Source organism: Kitasatospora sp. NPDC054939 (assembly GCF_053610105.1).
In genome coordinates this window covers 31,735-49,052 of record NZ_JBSGXP010000014.1, presented here as the reverse complement: position 1 = coordinate 49,052, position 17,318 = coordinate 31,735, and the positions used below count along the sequence as shown (strand labels likewise).

Below are 17,318 nucleotides of genomic sequence, written 5' to 3'. Positions count from 1 at the left end.
GTGGGGCCGGGCGAAGGGGAAGCGGACGTGGAACGGGACGGGCAGCAGGGCGGGTTCCGGCTCGCGGCGGTGTTCGACACGGTGGACCCGGTGCGCGGGCCGGGCTTCGCGCCGGACCGGCCGGCCGTCGCGGACCCGGCCGAACTGGCGGTGCTCACCGCGTACCTGCGGGGCGGGGAGCCGGTGCTGATGACACCGGCGCTGATGGACGACGTGCTGGACGCCTCCCGCACGGGCGTCGTGCCGCTGAACTACCGCACCGACGGCGAGTGGATCTGGACCGACACCGTCACCTACTACCTGGAGGAGTACGCGGTGGCGCCCGAGGCGGGCCTGCTGGCGCACGTCCGGGCCGGGGGAGTGGCCGGACCCGGTCCGGACGCGGACACCGTGGCCCGGGCGGCGGCCTTCGTCCTGGACCCGCCGGAGCCCGCCGAGGCCGTGTGGCGGGCCGACGGCGACGGGCCCGCCGGGGCGGGCCGCGGCAGCGCGCCGACCGGCTGAACCCGGAGCGGGCCGCCGCCCGTGGGTACGGGAGGGACGTGCCCGCCGCGGTTTGTGGGACCGAGGGCGGGCGCGTCCCCCGTCGAGCACCGTCGTCGAGCGCCAGGGGGCCACAGTGGGCAGGGACCGGAACGGCCGTGGGGAACAGCCGGACACTCCGGACGGCGGCGGGTACCGCTTGCCCGCCGCCACCTGGGTGGTCCCCGGCGCACAGGCCGCCGAGGCGTCCGGGTCGGCGGACCCGGACTCCCCGGCGTCCTCGGGGCCCGCGGGGTCGTCCGGCTCCGCGGTGCCCGACGGTGCGGTACCCGCGCTGACCGGGGCGGAGGCGGCTGCTGCTCCCGTCTCCGCCCGGTCGGCCGGGGTCACGACGGGGGCGGTTCCCGAGGTCGCCGGGTCCGCCGCGGCGGAACCCGCGCCCGCCGCGGCCACGGCCACCGCCACGGCCACCGCCGCTGCGGCGGCCGGTGCGACGGCCACCACCACCGCGGCGGCCGGTGCGACGGCCGCAACCGCCACGGCCACCACCACCGCCGCCACGGTCACCACCGCCGCCGCTGCGGCGACCGCCACCACGGGCGGCGGGCCGCCGGCCTCCGCCTCCGAGGAGGACGGCCCGCGCCGGATCTCCCGGCCGATGATCGCCGCCGCGGCGGTCGCCGGGGTGGTGCTGGTCGGCCTGCCGCTGGTCTTCTCCCACCTCGGCGGCGAGGAGAAGAAGCCGAGCGCGGCGGGCCCGACCCCGGCCGGGTACAGCCGCACGGACGGCGGCGGCGAGGGCTTCGTCCCCGCCGTGGACGCGCACGGCAACGTCGGCGGTCCGGCGCTGCCCGAGAGCGGCACCCCGCAGCCGCCGACCGACGGGGCCACCGTGCCGGGCGCCCCCGCCCCCGCCGGGGCCCCGACCGACGGCAGCACCGCGTCGGCCGCCCCCGGGGCTCCGGCCGCCGCGGGCAACCCGGCCGGTGCCCGGCCCGGCGGCGGCGCCGGAGCGGGCGGCGGGCAGCCGGCCGACTCCCGGCCGACGACCGCCCAGCAGCCCGCCCCCGGGCAGCCGGCGCCGAACCAGCCAGCGCCGCCCGCCCAGTCGCAGGCGCCGGCCCCGGCCCAGCCCCCCGCCCCGGTCCAGCAGCCCGCCAAGTCCGCCGCGCCGACCTACCGGGCCGTCGCCGGGGTGTTCTGCACCGGCGGGAACACCACCACCCAGCAGTACGGCTGGTTCGACCGCGGCCAGGAGGGCTGGCGCACCAGCACCGGCGGCTGGAGCGGCGACGGCTGCAACGGCAAGTACAGCTCGGTGCCGATGTCCGGCGACGCCAGGAAGGACGACGGCAACTCGGTCGTCTGGACCTTCAACACCGCCCCGCTGGTGACCGGCAGTTGCAAGCTGTCGGTGTACGTCCCGGCCTCCGGCGACGTCAAGGAGGTCGGCGGCGCGCCCACCCACTACAGCGTGCAGCGCAAGTCGGCCCCGGGCACCGGGACGATCGGCGACTTCATCGTCAACCAGGTCGGCCAACGCGGCCAGTGGGTCTCCGTCGGTACGTACCCGCTCGCCGAGGGCAAGATCGCGGTGATGATGCACACCCGCGGCCAGGACTGGCAGGGCAGCACCAAGACGTACGCCCACCACGCCGCATCCGCGGTCAAGGCGGACTGCACCGGCTGAACCGGCCGAACCGGCCGCGGTTTCACCCTCCCCGGCCCCACCACCCGCACCACCCCGGCACGGCAGCCACGAACGACGGAGGAGAACGCACCATGACGCGCCATGTGCTGACGGTCTGTGCGGAGCAGCGCGACGGCGGCTACCGCACGATCGGCGAGGCGCTGGAAGCGGCGCGCAGCGGAGCGGTGATCAGCGTCCGGCCCGGCCGCTACGAGGAGAACCTGGTCGTCACCAAGATGGTGACCATCACCGCCGAGGAGGCCCGCGGCAGCGTGCGCATCGTGCCCCGCAGCGGCCCCGTGGTCCAGGTCGTCGCCGAGGCCGTCCAGCTCACCGGGCTCGTCCTGCAGGGGCGGGACGAGGAACTGCCCGCCGTCGACGTGCCGCGCGGACAGGCCGCCCTGGAGGACTGCGAGGTCGCCGGCAACTCCTGGACCGCCGTGCTGACCCGCCTCCAGGGCTCGCTGGCCATGCGCGGCTGCCGGGTCGTCAACCCGGCCGGCGCCGGAATCGTCGAGACCTCCAGCGGCACCAGCACCATCGAGGACTGCGTGATCGAGCACCTCGGCAGCTCCGCCCTGGTGATCGGCGAGCGCGCCGACCCGGTCGTCCGCAACTGCGTGCTGCGCGACGCCCGCGGCAACGGCATCTGCGCCAACGGCGAGGCCCGCGGCTCCATCGAGGACTGCCGGATCTCCGCCACCGACAAGCCCGGCATCGCCCTGGAGGAGAACAGCTCCACCCGGGTGCTGCGCACCGCCGTCGACGACACCGCGCTCGGCATCTACCTGGCCTCCGCCAACCGCGTGGTCCTGGAGGACTGCACGGTCGCCGGCAGCCGCGGCCACGGCCTGGTGCTGGCCGGCGGCACCGACCCGCTGGTGCGGCGGCTGCGGACCGCCCGCACCAAGGGCAACGGCATCCACGTCACCGGCCGCTCCCGGGGCAGCTTCGAGGACTGCGAGGTGTCCGGCGCCGAACCGGCCGGCCTGTTCGTCGAGGAGTCCGCCACCCCCTCCCTGGTCCGCACCGCCGTCCGGGACAGCGGCGGCGCCGGGGTCGAACTGGTCGGCTCCAGCGCCCCCGAGTTCGACCGGCTGGAGGTCCGGGGCGCGGCCGGCGCGGGCGTCAGCGTCCGCGACGGCGCCAACCCGCTGCTGCGCCGCACCGACGTCGCCGACGTGCGCGGCCACGGCGTCGAAGTGCTGCGCGAGGGGCGCGGCCGGCTGGAGTCCTGCGTCCTGGCCGGCACCGGGAAGGCCGCGCTGCGGGTCGCCGACGGCGGACACACCCAGGTCGGCGCGACCACCGTGCGCGGCTCCGGCGCGGCCGGCGTGGAGGTCGGCCGGGGCGGCACCGTCGCGCTGCGCGACTGCGACGTGGCCGACTCGGCCGGCGACGGCGTCCTGGTCGAGGACGGCGGTGACCTGACCGCCACCCGCTCCCGCTTGCACGGCAACCGCCGCAACGGCGTGCTGCTCGCCGCCGGCGCCCGCGGCGCCCTCAACAGCTGCGAACTGCTCGACAACACCCTGGACGGCCTGCGGTCCGACAGCGACGAACCCGTCCGGGTCACCGACTGCACCGTCGCCGGCAACCGCGGCAGCGGGCTGCGCGGCGGCGGGAACGGCACCCGGCTGGCCGTCGAGAACCTCACCAGCCGCGACAACGCCCGCGCCGACGCCTACGGCACCGCGACCGCCGCCGGCGCCCCCGGCCGCGGCACCCCCGCCCCGGCCGGCGCCGACGGCCCGGGCGGTTCCGACCGGGGCGGTTCCGACCGGCGCGGGTCCGAGGGCGCGGGCGGCCCCGCCGGCCAGGGTGCCGACCCCGCCGCACCCGCCGACCCCGAGGGCCCGCAGGCCGCCCTGGAAGCCCTGGTCGGCCTGGCCGGCGTCAAGGAGCAGGTCGCCACCCTGGTCAACCTCAACAAGCTCGCCCGCCGCCGCCAGCAGGCCGGCATGCCCGCCCTCCCGATGGGCCGCCATCTGGTCTTCGCCGGACCGCCCGGCACCGGCAAGACCACCGTCGCCCGCCTCTACGGCGCGATCCTCGCCGAACTCGGCGTCCTGCGCAGCGGCCACCTCACCGAGGTCGCCCGGGCCGACCTGGTCGCCCCCATCGTCGGCGGCACCGCGATCAAGACCACCGAGGTCTTCCGCGAGGCCCTCGGCGGCGTGCTGTTCATCGACGAGGCGTACACCCTGGCCGCCGGCGCCGGCGGCAACGGCCCCGACTTCGGCCGCGAGGCCATCGACACCCTGGTCAAGCTGATGGAGGACCACCGCGACGACGTCGTCGTCATCGTGGCCGGCTACGAGGAGGAGATGCGCGACTTCCTCGGCACCAACCCCGGCCTCGCCTCCCGCTTCAGCCGCACCGTCGAGTTCCGCAACTACGCCCCCGACGAACTCGTCACCATCGTCGGCCACGCCGCCGCCGGGCACGGCTACGAACTCGCCGACGACACCCGCGACGCCCTGCGCACCCACTTCGAACGGATGCCCAGGGGCGCCGACTTCGGCAACGGCCGGGCGGCCCGCAAGGTCTTCGAGGAGATGGTCGACCGCCAGGCCTCCCGGCTCGCCGCGCTCACCGAGGTCACCGACGCCGACCTCGCCCTGCTGCTCCCCGCCGACCTCGGCGAACCGGCCGCCGGCCGGGGCGGCGGCGCGGACGGCCGGGCCGGACTGCTCGACCGGCTGCACGGCATGGTCGGCCTCGCCGCCGCCAAGGAGCAGGTCGAGAACCTGGTCAACCTCATCACCCAGGCCCGCCGCCGGGAGGAGGCCGGCCTGCCGACCGCCCGGATCAGCCACCACCTGGTCTTCGCCGGACCACCCGGCACCGGCAAGACCACCGTGGCCCGCCTCTACGGCGCTATCCTCGCCGAACTCGGCGTGCTGCCCGGCGGCCAACTCGTCGAGACCGCCCGCGCCGACCTGGTCGGCCGCTACATCGGCCACACCGCCCAGCTCACCCGCGAGGCCTTCGAACGCGCCCGCGGCGGCGTGCTGTTCATCGACGAGGCGTACACCCTCACCCCGCGCAACGGCGCCGGCAACGACTTCGGCCAGGAAGCCGTCGACACCCTGATGAAGCTGATGGAGGACCACCGCGACGAGGTCGTGGTGATCGTGGCCGGCTACGAGGAGGAGATGCAGGGCTTCCTCGCCTCCAACCCCGGCCTCGCCTCCCGCTTCTCCCATCAGATCGCCTTCGAGCACTACAGCCCCGACGAACTCGTCACCATCATCCGGACCCTGGCCGAGGAGGCCGGATACGTCTGCGCCCCCGAGACGCTGGCCGCGCTCGGCGGACTCTGCGCCGCCGTCCCGCGCGACCGCAGCTTCGGCAACGGCCGCTTCGCCCGGCAGACCCTGGAGGCCATGATCACCCGCCAGGCCGGCCGGCTCGCCCGACTGGACGTCGGCGACCTGTCCGAGTTGAGTCTGCTGCTGCCGCAGGACATCCCGGGCAGCCTGCTCGGGAGCGCGGCGTGACCCGCCGACGGGCAGGCGCCGCCGCGCTGGCCGCGCTCTGCTGCTGCGCCGTCCTGGCCACCCGGCCCACCGTCGCCGCCGCGGCGGGTGCCGACCCCGGGGCGCTTCCGCCCATCGGCCAGACCACGGCCGCCGTCCGGCAGGACGGCTGCGTGAAGCCCTCCGACAAGGTCGTCGACCGGACCCCGTGGGCGCAGGCCCTCCTGCGGCCCGAGACCGCCTGGCAGCTCCACCGGGGCGCCGGGGTGACCGTCGCCGTGGTCGGCTCCGGCGTCGACGGCGCGTCCGGCGTCCTGGGCAACCGGCTCGCCCCCGGCACCCGGCTGCACGGCCCCGGCGGCGCCGACCGGGACTGCGTCGGCCACGGCACCTTCCTGGCCGGCCTGATCGCGGCCCGGCAGCAGGACGGCACGGGCTTCGCCGGGATCGCCCCCGAGGCCAGGATCCTGCCGGTCGCCGTCACCGACGACACCGGCGCCACCTCCGCCGACCTGCTGGCCCGGGGCATCCGGGCCGCCGCCGACGGCGGGGCCCGGGTGATCGCGGTCGCCGTGCCCGTCGCGGCCGGCGGCGACGACCTGGCGAAGGCCGTCCGGTACGCGGGCGACAAGGGGGCGCTGGTCGTCGCCCCCGCCGCCCCCGACCCCGGCGTGGCGCCCGCCGGGACGACCGTCGGCGAGGTGTTCCCCGCTGCCTACCCGGACGTGCTGGCCGTCTCCGACCTCGCCCCCGGCGGCACCCTCCCGGCCCGCGGCACCGGCGGTACGGGCGGCGCGAGTGGCACGGGCGGTTCCGGCGGTGCGAGTGGCGCGGGCGGTTCCGGCGGCGCGGACGGCGCACCCGGGTCCGCGGCCCGGCCGGCCGGCCGGATCGACCTGGTCGCCCCCGGCACCGCCATGACCGGCCCCGGTCCCGGCGGCAAGGGCCACTTCACCGGCTCCGGCCCGAGCTACGCCACCGCCGTGGTGGCCGGCACCGCCGCACTCGTCCTCGGCTACCGGCCGGAGCTGACCCGCGCCCAGCTCCTCGACCGCCTCAAGGCCACCGCCTACCACCCCGGCACCGCCCTGCCCGACCCCTGGCTCGGCTGGGGCACCGTCGACCCGTCGGCCGCCGTCGGCGCCGAACTGCCGCCCCCGGTCGCCGCCACCGCCCGACCCGCCCCGACCGTCGCGGCGCTCGCCCCGCCGACCCCGGACCCGGCGGGCGGCCAGGCCGCACTGCTGGCCGGCGGAGTGCTCGCCGGGACGGCCCTGGCCGGCGGCGCGGCGGCCGTCCTGATCCGGGGCCGCCGCCGCAGCTGGCAGCCGGGCCGCTGGAACGGGTAGGACCGGACAGGGCCTGGCCGGCCCGGGCGGCCCGCCGCGGTGGTTGCGGTGGTCGGTCCTTGGCCGCCCGGCGGGCCGCGACGCGGCCCGCCCGTGTCACGGCCTCAGGCCAGCAGGGACAGCCCGCCGGTGACGGCGGCGGCGAGCTCCAGGTACGCCCGGTGCGTCCGGGAGCGCAGCCTCGCCGGATCGAACTCCCCTCCCCGGGCCAGGTGTTCGTCGTACGGGACCACGACCACCGCGCGGCAGCGGCCCGTGAAGTGCCCCACCAGATCGTCCACCCCGACTGTCCGGCCCGCCTCCCGGACGCCGGAGACCACCGTGATGCTGCGGGCCGCCAACGCGCCGTAGCCGTTGCCGTACAGCCACTCCAGCGTGGTGTTCGCGCTGCTCGCGCCGTCGACGCCGGTGCTCGCGGCGACCACCAGCTGGTCGGTGACGTCCAGGACCCCGCGCGCGGCGTCGTCCAGCAGGCCGGTGCCGCAGTCGCTCACCACGAACGGGTACTGCCGCTCCAGGACGCCGATCAGCCGCCGGTAGCCGTCCGGGCCGAGCCCGTCCACCCCGGCCGGCCCCGGCACTCCCGCCAGCACCTCCAGCCCGCTCGGCGTCCGGGAGGTGAAGCGGCGGGTGTCCAGGTACCCGGTGATCACGGGCGCGGCGGCCAGCAGGTCGTGGGTCGTCGCGAGGTTCTCCCGGCGGATCCGGCGGCCCAGCGTGCCGGTCCCGGGCACCGCGTCGACCGCCACCACCTTGTCGTTGCGGGACTCCGCGAGGACGGCGCCGAGCCCCAGCGCCGCCGAGGTCTTGCCGACGCCGCCCTTGAGTCCGACCACGGCCACCCGCACGCCTCCGCGCAGCGGCGCGCGCACCGCCGCGAGCAACTGCCGCTGGTCGCGCTCGGCCTGCCCGAAGCCGCCGCGCCGTCCCCCGGTGAGGGCGGTGCGGGCGGTGCGCTCGGCGCGTCCGGTCAGGCCGGGGAAGCCGAACGGCCCTCGGCGCCGGGAGCCCGGCTCGGACTTGGCCGCGGGCACGGCGGGCACCGTGGGTACGGCGGCCACGGCAGGTGCCGCGGGTAGGGCCGGTACGGCGGGTGTCGCGGGCACACCGGGCGTGAGCGGTACCGAGCGGGTCACCGCCGCGACGACCGTCGCCCTCGGGGGGACGACTGCGACGGCGGGGGCGGCCGGAGGCGCTACCGCCTGCGGGGCGGCGGCCGGGCCGGGGCGGGCCTCCGGCGGCACCAGGACCGTCCCCATGGCGTCCAGCGGCCGGTGCCAGTCGGGTGGCCGGACCGGCCCGCACACCACGGTCCCGCCGGTGGTCCCGGTGGTCCCGGCGCCGCCCGTGGTTCCGGTGCCGACGCCGTCCGTGCCGTCCGTTCCGCCTGCGCTGTCCGCGCCGTCCGTGACGCCCCCGCCCGTGCCGCCCCCGCTCGGGCCGGCCCCGTCCGCCCGCGGGGCCGGGTCCGGCCACTCGGCGGGGGTGTAGTCGGGGGCGAGGGCCCAGCCGGATTCCTCCGTCAGCCGGTGCACCAGCACCCTCGCGCCGCGTTCCTCGGCCGCCATGCGTTCCTCTCCTGTCCGCTGCCGCGGCCCCGTCCGCCGGTGGCACGCAGCGCCCCCGAGGCCGCCGTCGTCGGGACCGTCCGACCTGGGGAACGGGGCGGGCCCGGCGAGCCGTTCACCTCCGCCGCGGCGTGCGCGCGCGGTGAACCGCCCCCGGCCGGGTGCCCGTTGAGGGGGAAGGACGTGATCACCGCCGGCCGCACCCGGAGGATCCGCCGCCCACCGCCACCCGCGCCGCACCGCAGCACACCGCCCGCCGAAAACCGGCTGCCGGGAGCCGCGGCCCTCGGTACCGTCCGGTGGGGACCTGTGTCGCCGCCCGCGGAACCGGGCGCCGCGCCGGTCCGTACGGCCCAGCCCGCACCGTGGCGCCGGGCCGCCGCACAACAGGGGGAGAAGTACCGATGACACCGGATGGGCCGAGAGCGCGTGCGTTCGTGGCATCCCTGGTGGCCCGGCAGACGCCGGCCGAACCGGGGCCGCCCGCACTGCCGGTCCCGCCCGCCCCGGCCGACGAGGTGATCGCCGTCGCCCGGCGGCTCGCCGAACGCGGCGGGCCCGCCGAACCCGGTCGGCCCGATCGGCCTGCTGGGCGCGGCCGGTCGGGCGGGCGTGACCACGCGGCGCCGCCGCCGGAGCTGGTCCGGCTGGCCCGGGCCCTGGTGGTGGACGAGCACCCGTCCGCACCGAGCTGGTCGGAGGCCGACCGGGTGCTGCTGGCCGCCTGGGTGGCCGTCCTGATCGAGCAGCAGGGGGAGGACGGCGTCCAGGAGCTGATCGCGGCGCTCGGGCCCGCGCCCGGCTGACGCGCCGCCGGGACGCAGCGACCCGGGCCGCGTGGGGACGAATCCCGGACGCGTCGGTCCCGAGCCGGTCCGGTCCTGAGCTGGTCCGGCCCGGGTCGGCCCGGTCCGTGTCGGAGCGAGTAGGTCCGAACAGGCACCCGCGCGGGCCGGGGCCGCTGCCCGTTCGGACCGGCACGACTGCCCGTCCGGCCGACAACCGGAACGGCACCCTCGCCGACCCCCGCCGGACGTTGGCGGGACGTTGGCCGTTCCTTGGCGGCCCCCGGGAGGGTGGCGAAGCCGCCGGGATTCCCCGGTCGGCCGTGCCGTGTCCAGCCGGACCTGAGAGGTCGAGCGTGTCCCAGCCGTCCGTCGCCCCGCCCGTGTCACCCGCCCGCCCGGCCGCCGCCGGACCCGCCCCGGCGCCCGCCCGCCCCGTGCTCGACCAGGAGACCCTCGCCGAGCTCTACCACCTGCACGGCGGCTACCTGCTGCGCGCCCTGCTGCGGGTGACCGCCGACCGCGGCAAGGCCGAGGACATCCTCCAGGAGACCCTGCTGCGCGCCTGGCAGCACCCCGAGGCGCTGGCGAGCGGCCCCGACCGGGCCCGCCCGTGGCTGCTCACGGTCGCCCGCCGGATCGCCATCGACCACTACCGGATGGCCGCCGCCCGCGCCCGCGAGGTGATGGGCGACACCCTGGAGGACCGGCCGCTCGTCGCGGACCCGTACGAGCAGGTCGTCGCCTCCCGCGACATCGGCCACGCCCTGGACGAACTGCAGCCGCACCACCGCGAGGTGCTGGTCGAACTGCACCTCAACGACCGCTCGGTGGCGGAGGCCGCCGCCCTGCTCGGCGTGCCGCCGGGCACCGTCAAGTCCCGCAACTTCTACGCGATCCGGGCGCTGCGCCCGGTCCTCGCCGCCCAGCCCGGCTACGCGCCGCCGCAGGAGCGCGCCGCACAGCGGGACCTCGCCGCCTCCGGTACGCCCCACCGGGCCGCCACCCGTCCCGCGGCCGCCCGTACCGCCCCGGCGCGGGCGGGGGCCGGCCGCACCGGGGCCACCGAGGCCGCGTGACGGACGGTCAGTCCGCCCGACCGGTGCCGGTCCGCGCCCGCAGTACCTCCTCCAGGATCCGGCCCGCCGCGCTCGCCGCACCGGCCTGCTCCCCGAACCGCCGGTGCAGGTCGACGGCCGCCCGCAGGTGCGCGACGGCCTCCGCCGCCCGGCCCAGCGACAGCAGGTGCAGCGCGTAGCCCTGCTCGCCGTAGGCGTGCAGGTGCAGCAGCCCGCTCTCCTCGCAGGAGGCCAGCAGCCGCCGCCAGGCCGGTTCGCAGGCGTCCCGGTGGCCGAGCGCCTGCAGGGCCTGCACCTCGGTGAGCTGCGCCCACACCACGACGACGGCGCAGCGGTGCCCCGGCAACCGGGCGGCGGCCTCCCGCGCGTGGTCCAGTGCCGCCGACGGGTCCTCCGCCAGCAGGCCGATCGCGGCGGCGTGGGCGAGCACATGGGCGAACTGCCGCGGATCCCCGGCCGCCTCGGCGAGCGCCACCGCCACCACCGGCCGTGCCTCGGCGGGCCGGCCGCGCAGCGCGGTGGCCATCGCCAGCGCGGCCAGCGCGCGGACGTGCACGGCGCCGTCGGCGGGCGTGGTGGCCGCAGCGGCGCGCTCGGCGGCCGCGACCGCCTCCTCCCGCCGTTCGAGACCCATCAGGGCGTCGGCGAGCGCGACGCGCAGCAGGGCCGCGCCGGTGCGGTGGCCGCAGCGCTCGGCGGCGAGGACGCCGGCGTGCAGGCACTCCAGCCAGGCGGTGAGGCGGACGGTGCCGTAGTACAGCGGGCCCGCCAGCAGGGCCAGCCGCCAGGCCCGCCCGGCGGCGGTTGCCTCGTCCGCGTCCCGCACGCCCCGGGAGGCATCGACCGTGGCTCCGGTTGTGTCGGCTGCGGCTGTGGCGGCTGTGGCGGCTGTGGCGGCTGTGGCGGCGCCGGCTTCGGCCGCTTCGGCCGCTTCGGTGACGAGGGCGCGGATCGCCGGTTCCTCGGCCCGGAACCAGGCGAGCGCGGCGGCCGGGCCCGGCGTGGCCGGGTGTCCCGCCGGAGTGGCGCCGGCGGGCGCGTCCCCGACCGGCGCTGCCTGGGCGGGCCCCGGGCCGGCCGCCGCGGCGGGGCCGTCGAGGGCCGGTGCGAGCCCCGGGTCCAGCTGCTCCCCGTACTGCCGGACGGCCGTCAGGTAGTGGTCCAGCAGCCGTTCGCGGCCGAGTCGGCGCTGCCGCTCCGGTTGCCCGGCCGCCAGCTCCGCCGCGAACAGCCGCACCAGCCCGGGCCGCCGGTAGCGGCCGGGCGCGGTCTCGACGAGCAGCTGGTGGTCGGCCAGCTCGCCCAGCGCGGTCCGGGCGGCGGCCGGCCCGGTGCCGAGCAGCGCGGTGGCGGCCGGCACGTCCACCTCCCGGCCCGGGTGCGCGGCGAGTGCGACCAGCAGCGCGGCGGCGTCGGCGGGGAGCCGCCGGTACGACGCCAGCAGCGCCGACCGCATCCCGATCCCGCCGCCCTCCAGGACGGACAGCCGGGCGCCCTCGTCGGCCAGTTCGGCCGCCAGGCCGGCGAGCGTCCAGTGCGGCCGGGCGGCCGGCCGCGCCGCGGCGACCCGCAGGGCCAGCGGCAACCCGTCGCAGTACCGGACGACGCGGGCGGCGGCGTCCGGCTCGGCGCGCACCCGGTCGGGCGTCAGCACGCCTTCGAGCAGCCGCAGGGCGTCGTCCTCGGGCAGCGGTTCCAGCCGGAGCAGGGCCGCGCCCTCGGCGACCACCAGGTCCGGCAGCGTGCGGCGGGCGGTGACCACGGCGGCGCAGTGCGGACCGGCGGGCAGCAGATCGGCGACCTGGTCGGCGCTGTCGGCGTCGTCGAGCACCACCAGCAGCCGCAGCGCGGTGGTGCGGGACCGGTAGAGGGCGGCGCGGGCGGCCCGGCCCTCGGGGAGTTCGGCCGCCGGGACGCCCAGCGCGAGCAGGAACCGGCCGAGCACCTCGGCGGGGTCGGCCGCCCCGCCGGCCGGACTGCCGTCGACGGAACCGCCGTGCGCGGGACCGGCGGTGTCGCCGGAGCCGCGGCTGCCGCGCAGGTCCGCGAAGAGCCGGCCGTCCGGGAAGGCCCCGGCCGCGTGGTGCGCCCAGCGGACGACCGTGGCGCTCTTGCCGACCCCGGCCGGGCCGACCACCAGGAGCAGCCCGTCGCCGCCGGGCCCGCCGTGGTCGGGGCCGTCGCCGTCGGGCCCGTCGCCGCCGTTGCCGTCCGGCCCGGGGCCGCACTCGCGGTCCAGCCGACCCGTCTCGTCCGCCCGGCCGACGAAGCCGACCGGGCGCCGGGGGAGCAGGCACGGCACCGGGCGGACGGCCGCGGGCTTCCCGGGCCGGTCCGCTCGGAGGCTGTCCTCGGGGGCGTCGTGCGGGGCACCGACCGGACCGCCCGGGCCGTCCCCCGAGCCGTCCGCCGATCCGTCCCCCGGGCCGTGGGCTGTGGCGCCGGACGGGCCATCGGATGGGCTGTCGGACGGGACCGTGTTGGGCCGCCGTGCGCCGCCGCCGGCCAGCACCTCCGCCAGGGCCGTCCGCAGGTCGGGGCCGGGCCCGATGCCCAGTTCGGCGTCGAGCAGCTCCCGGCTGCGGTGGTAGACCGCGAGGGCGTCCGCCGGCCGACCGGCCTGGTGCAGACAGCGCATCAGCAGCGCTGCGGCCTCCTCGCGCAGGCCGTCCGCCCGGACGAACCGGGCCAGCGGTGCCGTGGCGGTCTCGCCGGAGCCCTGCCGCAGGTGCAGCCCGGCCCAGTTGAGCAGCGCCGTGTCGCGGGCCTCGTCCAGTCGGGCCACCGCGTCCCGGTGCGGGTCGGTGTCGGGCAGGTCCGCGAGGGCGGCACCGGCCCAGAGGGCGAACGCCTGCTCCAGCAGCCCGATCGCCGCGGCGTCGCCCTCCGGCGTACCCGGTGCGGAGCGTTGGGCGGCCGTGGCCACCAGGGTCTCGAAGCGCAGTGCGTCCACCTGCTCGGGCGGGCCGGAGAGCAGATAGCCGGGTGCCCGGGTGTGGACGGCGAACGGGCCGCCGGCCAGCAGCTTGCGCAGCCCCGCGACGTGCCCCTGCAGCGCGGCCCGGGCCGTCAGCGGGGGCCGCTCGCCCCAGAGCAGCTCGCAGAACGCCTCCACCGGGACGACCCGGCCCAGCCGCAGCGCCAGCAGGGCCAGCACCGCGCGCCGCTGGGAGCCGGCGGGCGCGAGGGCCCGCCCGTCGGCGGTCCGCAGCTCGACCGGTCCGAGGAGTCGAATCCGCACACGTCCCCCTGTCACGTTCCGCACCGTACCGTCGGGCGGCGGCCGCGTCCTTCGCCGGGGTCGCAGCACACCCGACCCGGCCGGGTGCCCGACCGGACCGGCGCCCGACGGTTCGGCATCCGATCGGACCGGCGCCCGACCGTCCGGAAGCCCGACGGCCCGGGTGCCCGTGTGCGCGCGGTGCACTCGGACCTCTATCGTCTGACGCCGCGACCGGCAGTCCGGTCGTCGAGGTGACGGGCGGGTGCGACCGGGCGGCGGGGCCCGGGGCGGCACCGCCGGGGCGAGGAGGCGACGGATGCGGATCGAACTGCTCGGGCCGTTCACCGTGCGGTACGACGACGGTGGCGCCGCCACGCCCCCGTCGCCCAAGCGCCGCGCCCTGCTGGCCGCCCTCGCCGCCCGCCTCGACCGGCCGGTGCCCGTCGACGAGCTGATCGAACTCGTCTGGGACGGCAGCCCGCCGCCCACCGCCCGCGCCGCCCTCCAGGGCCACGTCGCCGCGCTGCGGCGGCTGCTCGACGACCGCCTGGTCCTGGCCACCCGCGGCACCGGCTACCTGCTGACCGGCGACCCCGGGCAGGTGGACGCGCTGCGCTTCCGGCAGCTCTGCGCCGGGGCCGGGGTGCAGCTCCCGGACGGCACCCCCGGCGGCCCGGCCCCGTACGGACCCCCGGCCGACCACGGCGGCCCGGGCCGCTACGGCTCCGATCTCCGGGGCCTGGGCCACCACGGCTCGGACTTCCGCGGCTCGGACTTCCGCGGCCCGGACTTCCGCGGCCCGGACTTCCGCGGCCCGGACCACCGCGGCCCGGAGGACCGTGCGCTGGGCCTGCTGCGCTCGGCACTCGACCTGTGGCGCGGCCCCGCGCTGGGCGGCTGCGGCTCCGCGCTGCTGTGCGAACGGCTCGCCCCCGGCCTCACCGAGCTGCGGCTGCGCGCCCTGGACCGGCTGGCGGACGGCCTATGCCGGGTCGGGCGGGGCGGTGAACTCGTCGCCGAACTCACCGAGGCCGTCGCCGCGCACCCCGCCCACCGGCAGCTCGCCGACCGCCTCCGCAGCTGCCTGGACCAGGCCGAACGGCGATCCGGGACTCTGTCCGAGCACCCGGTCGAGCACCGGACCTTCGGCTCGACCGGACACCGGAGCGGACCTCAGGACCCGCCGCCCGCCGTCCCATCGCCCGTTCTTCCGTCACCCGTTTTCCCGTCGTCCGCTGTCCTGCCGTCCGCCACCCCGTCGCCCGCCGCCCTCTCGCCCGCCGCTCCGAGGACCGCGGCCCCGCAGGCCGAACCCGCGCCCGCGCCTGCCACCGCCCGCTCCGCGCCCACCCTCGCCGGCCCGGCCGCCGCCGTTCCCGCCACGGCGGCCCGGCTGCCCCGCGGCGACCGCAAGTTCGCCGGCCGCGCCGCCGAACTCGCCCGGCTGGACGACACGCTCGCCCCCGGCCGGGAGCGGCGTCCTGTCCTGGTCAGCGGCCCCGCCGGCGTCGGCAAGAGCGCGCTGGTCCGGTACTGGGCGCAGCAGGCCGCCGACCGGTTCCCCGACGGCATCCTCCACGCCGATCTGCGGGGCTTCGCCGAGGCCGGACCGCGCGACCCGGCGGACGTCCTCGCGCAGTTCCTCACCGCCCTTGGCGAGGACGCCGGGCAGCTGCCCGCCGGCACCGACCAGCGCTCCCACCGCTACCGGGAGCTGCTGACCGGCCGCCGGATCCTCGTCGTGCTCGACGACGCGTCCTCGTACGAGCAGCTCGTCCCGCTGCTGCCGGACCCGCCGCCGGAGCACGCGCCGGACGGTGCCGCACCTGTCGCCGTGGTCACCAGCCGCAGCCGGCTCTGCGAGCTGGTGGTGCACGAGGGCGCCCTCCCGCTCCCGCTCGGCGCCCTCACCCCTGCCGATGCCCGGGGGCTGCTCGTCCGGGCCCTCGGGCCCGACCGGGTGGCGGCCGAACCGGAGTCGGCCGCCGCCCTCGCCCGGCTCTGCGGCCACCTGCCGCTCGCGCTGCGGCTGGCCTGCGCCCGGCTGGCCGGCCGCCCCGGCTGGACGCTCGGCGACCTGGCCGCCGCCCTCGCCGACGAACGGACCCGGCCCGCCGCCACCGTCCCCGCCGGCGGGGGTGTCGCGTCCGCCGTCGGGGCCGCCCTGGACCTCACCCTCCGGGCCCTGCCGCCTGCCGCGGTGCGCCTGTTCGCCCTGCTCGGCCTGCACCCCGGTGCCACCGTCGACGTGCCGACCGCCGCCGCCCTGGCGGCCGTCCCCGCCGCCACCGCCCGCGAGCTGCTGAACCGGCTGGACGCCGTCCACTTGGTCGAGGAGGAGGTGCCCGGTCGCTACCTCCGCCGCGAACCGGTCCGGGTGCACGCCTCCGGTACGGCCGCCGGGCTCCCCCACGAGGAGCGGCTCGCCGCCGTGGACCGGCTCACCGGCCACTGCCTCGCCGCCACCGCCGCCGCCTGCACCGCCCTGCACACCGGCGACGGTCCGCCCGCCGACCTGCTGCAGACACCGTGCGGGGCCTCCGCGCCCGAACTGCTCCCCGGTCCGCTCCCCGGTCCGCTCCCCGGTCGACCCCCGGGGGCCGGCCGGGCCTCGGCCGGTGCCTCCCCGCTGCCGTCCGGCTGCGCCGCGACCTGGTTCCGCGCCGAGGCGGACACCGTGCACGCCCTGGTGCAGCTCGCCGCCGAGCACGGCCGGGACGCCACCGCCTGGCAGCTCGCCCATCGGGCCGCCCTGCTCCACGAAGCCGTCCGGCCCGCCCGCGGACCCGGTGCCGGGCCCCGGACCGGCGGTGGAGGAGAACCCGCACCTGACTGCCGGGCGCAGCGCCGCTCCACCGCCGAGGCCGGCCTGCGCGCCGCCCGCGCCTGCGCCGACCCGGCCGCCGTCGCCCGGCTGACCGCGGACCTGGCGGTCGTCCGTACCGAACAGGGCGACGAGCGCGCCGCCGCGCAGCTCACCGACGCCCTCGCGGCGGCCGACCGGGCCGGCGACCCGCTGCTGCGCCACCACGCCCGCGCCCGGACCGCCGCCGCGCTGACCGCGACGGGCCGCCCCGACCGGGCCGTCCCGCTGCTCACTGACCTGGTGGCCGAGGCCCGCACCCGGGACGCCCGCCCGCCCGCCGAGCCGGGACCGCTCGCCCGGGCCCTGGCCGCGCTCGCCGAGGCCCTGGCCGCCACCGGCAGCGCGGTCGACGCGCTGGCCGCCGCCGACGAGGCCCTCCGGCTGCTGGCCGGCTCGCCCGGCCGGATCGAGACCGTGCTCGCCGCCCGCAGCCGCGCCCGCGCCCTGCAGGCCCTCGGCCGTCCCGGTGCCGCGCTCGACGCCGCGAACCTGGCGCTCGCCCTCGGCCGGGTCCACGGCGACCCACGGGTCCAGGCCCGCTCGCACAGCCTGGTCGCCGACCTGCTCGACGCCCTCGGCCGCACCGACGACGCCCGGGCGGCCCGCGAGGCGGCCGGGGCGAGCGCCGCAGCCACCCGCTGACGGACCGCCGGACCCCGACCGGCCGGATTCGGCCGGGCCCAGACCGCGGGACCGCACGACCGCCGGGCCGCTGACCGGCCCGACCGCCGGCCGCCGACCGGCCGGATCCGGCCGCCCGTCCGGGCCCCCGCCCTGCCCGAACGGGCAGACC

Annotated in this window: 9 protein-coding genes; 7 read left to right on the top strand and 2 right to left on the bottom strand. The window is 78.9% G+C overall.

Going from position 1 to position 17,318, the window contains the following annotated elements; translation table 11 throughout:
• Positions 1 to 27: 27 nt before the first annotated feature.
• The 4 genes from ACWGB8_RS06550 to ACWGB8_RS06535 all read left to right on the top strand — a co-directional run bounded on the left by ACWGB8_RS06550 (position 28) and on the right by ACWGB8_RS06535 (position 7,004).
• Positions 28 to 504: a hypothetical protein gene (locus ACWGB8_RS06550; protein WP_452210881.1), complete on the top strand. Its 477-nt coding sequence runs from the start codon at positions 28 to 30 to the stop codon at positions 502 to 504.
• 178 nt (positions 505 to 682) lie between these two features.
• Positions 683 to 2,173, top strand: coding sequence for a hypothetical protein (locus ACWGB8_RS06545; protein WP_452210879.1), 1,491 nt, complete (start codon positions 683 to 685; stop codon positions 2,171 to 2,173).
• 92 nt (positions 2,174 to 2,265) lie between these two features.
• Positions 2,266 to 5,676, top strand: coding sequence for a right-handed parallel beta-helix repeat-containing protein (locus ACWGB8_RS06540; protein ID WP_452210878.1), 3,411 nt, complete (start codon positions 2,266 to 2,268; stop codon positions 5,674 to 5,676).
• On the top strand, positions 5,673 to 7,004 hold the full coding sequence (locus tag ACWGB8_RS06535) for a S8 family serine peptidase (protein ID WP_452210876.1): 1,332 nt from the start codon (positions 5,673 to 5,675) through the stop codon (positions 7,002 to 7,004). Before ACWGB8_RS06540 ends, ACWGB8_RS06535 begins: the two co-directional genes overlap by 4 nt.
• Before the next feature lie 104 nt (positions 7,005 to 7,108).
• On the opposite strand, the gene ACWGB8_RS06530 is transcribed toward ACWGB8_RS06535, so the two are convergent.
• Positions 7,109 to 8,572 carry a MinD/ParA family ATP-binding protein gene (locus ACWGB8_RS06530; protein WP_452210874.1) on the bottom strand — a complete coding sequence of 488 codons (1,464 nt, stop codon included), beginning with the start codon at positions 8,570 to 8,572 and terminating at the stop codon, positions 7,109 to 7,111.
• Between the two features lie 437 nt (positions 8,573 to 9,009).
• Here ACWGB8_RS06530 and ACWGB8_RS06525 point away from each other — a divergent pair, with 437 nt between their 5' ends.
• Positions 9,010 to 9,378 (top strand): hypothetical protein, encoded by a 369-nt coding sequence (locus tag ACWGB8_RS06525; protein ID WP_452210873.1) that lies wholly within the window; start codon positions 9,010 to 9,012, stop codon positions 9,376 to 9,378.
• A gap of 335 nt (positions 9,379 to 9,713) precedes the next feature.
• Positions 9,714 to 10,436: a sigma-70 family RNA polymerase sigma factor gene (locus tag ACWGB8_RS06520; RefSeq protein ID WP_452210871.1), complete on the top strand. Its 723-nt coding sequence runs from the start codon at positions 9,714 to 9,716 to the stop codon at positions 10,434 to 10,436.
• A 7-nt stretch (positions 10,437 to 10,443) separates the two neighbouring features.
• Here ACWGB8_RS06520 and ACWGB8_RS06515 read toward each other — a convergent pair whose 3' ends face one another.
• A complete protein-coding gene (locus ACWGB8_RS06515) occupies positions 10,444 to 13,692 on the bottom strand; it encodes a BTAD domain-containing putative transcriptional regulator (protein ID WP_452210869.1) in 3,249 nt (1,082 codons plus the stop codon).
• Positions 13,693 to 13,975: 283 nt separating this feature from the next.
• Here ACWGB8_RS06515 and ACWGB8_RS06510 point away from each other — a divergent pair, with 283 nt between their 5' ends.
• Positions 13,976 to 17,167 (top strand): BTAD domain-containing putative transcriptional regulator, encoded by a 3,192-nt coding sequence (locus ACWGB8_RS06510; protein ID WP_452210868.1) that lies wholly within the window; start codon positions 13,976 to 13,978, stop codon positions 17,165 to 17,167.
• Positions 17,168 to 17,318: the final 151 nt, after the last annotated feature.

Bases quoted from the DNA above. Each gene is read 5' to 3' on its own strand.
- ACWGB8_RS06540 (WP_452210878.1), top strand. From the start codon at position 2,266: ATGACGCGCCATGTGCTGACGGTCTGTGCGGAGCAGCGCGACGGCGGC.
- ACWGB8_RS06530 (WP_452210874.1), bottom strand. From the start codon at position 8,572: ATGGCGGCCGAGGAACGCGGCGCGAGGGTGCTGGTGCACCGGCTGACG.
- ACWGB8_RS06510 (WP_452210868.1), top strand. From the start codon at position 13,976: ATGCGGATCGAACTGCTCGGGCCGTTCACCGTGCGGTACGACGACGGT.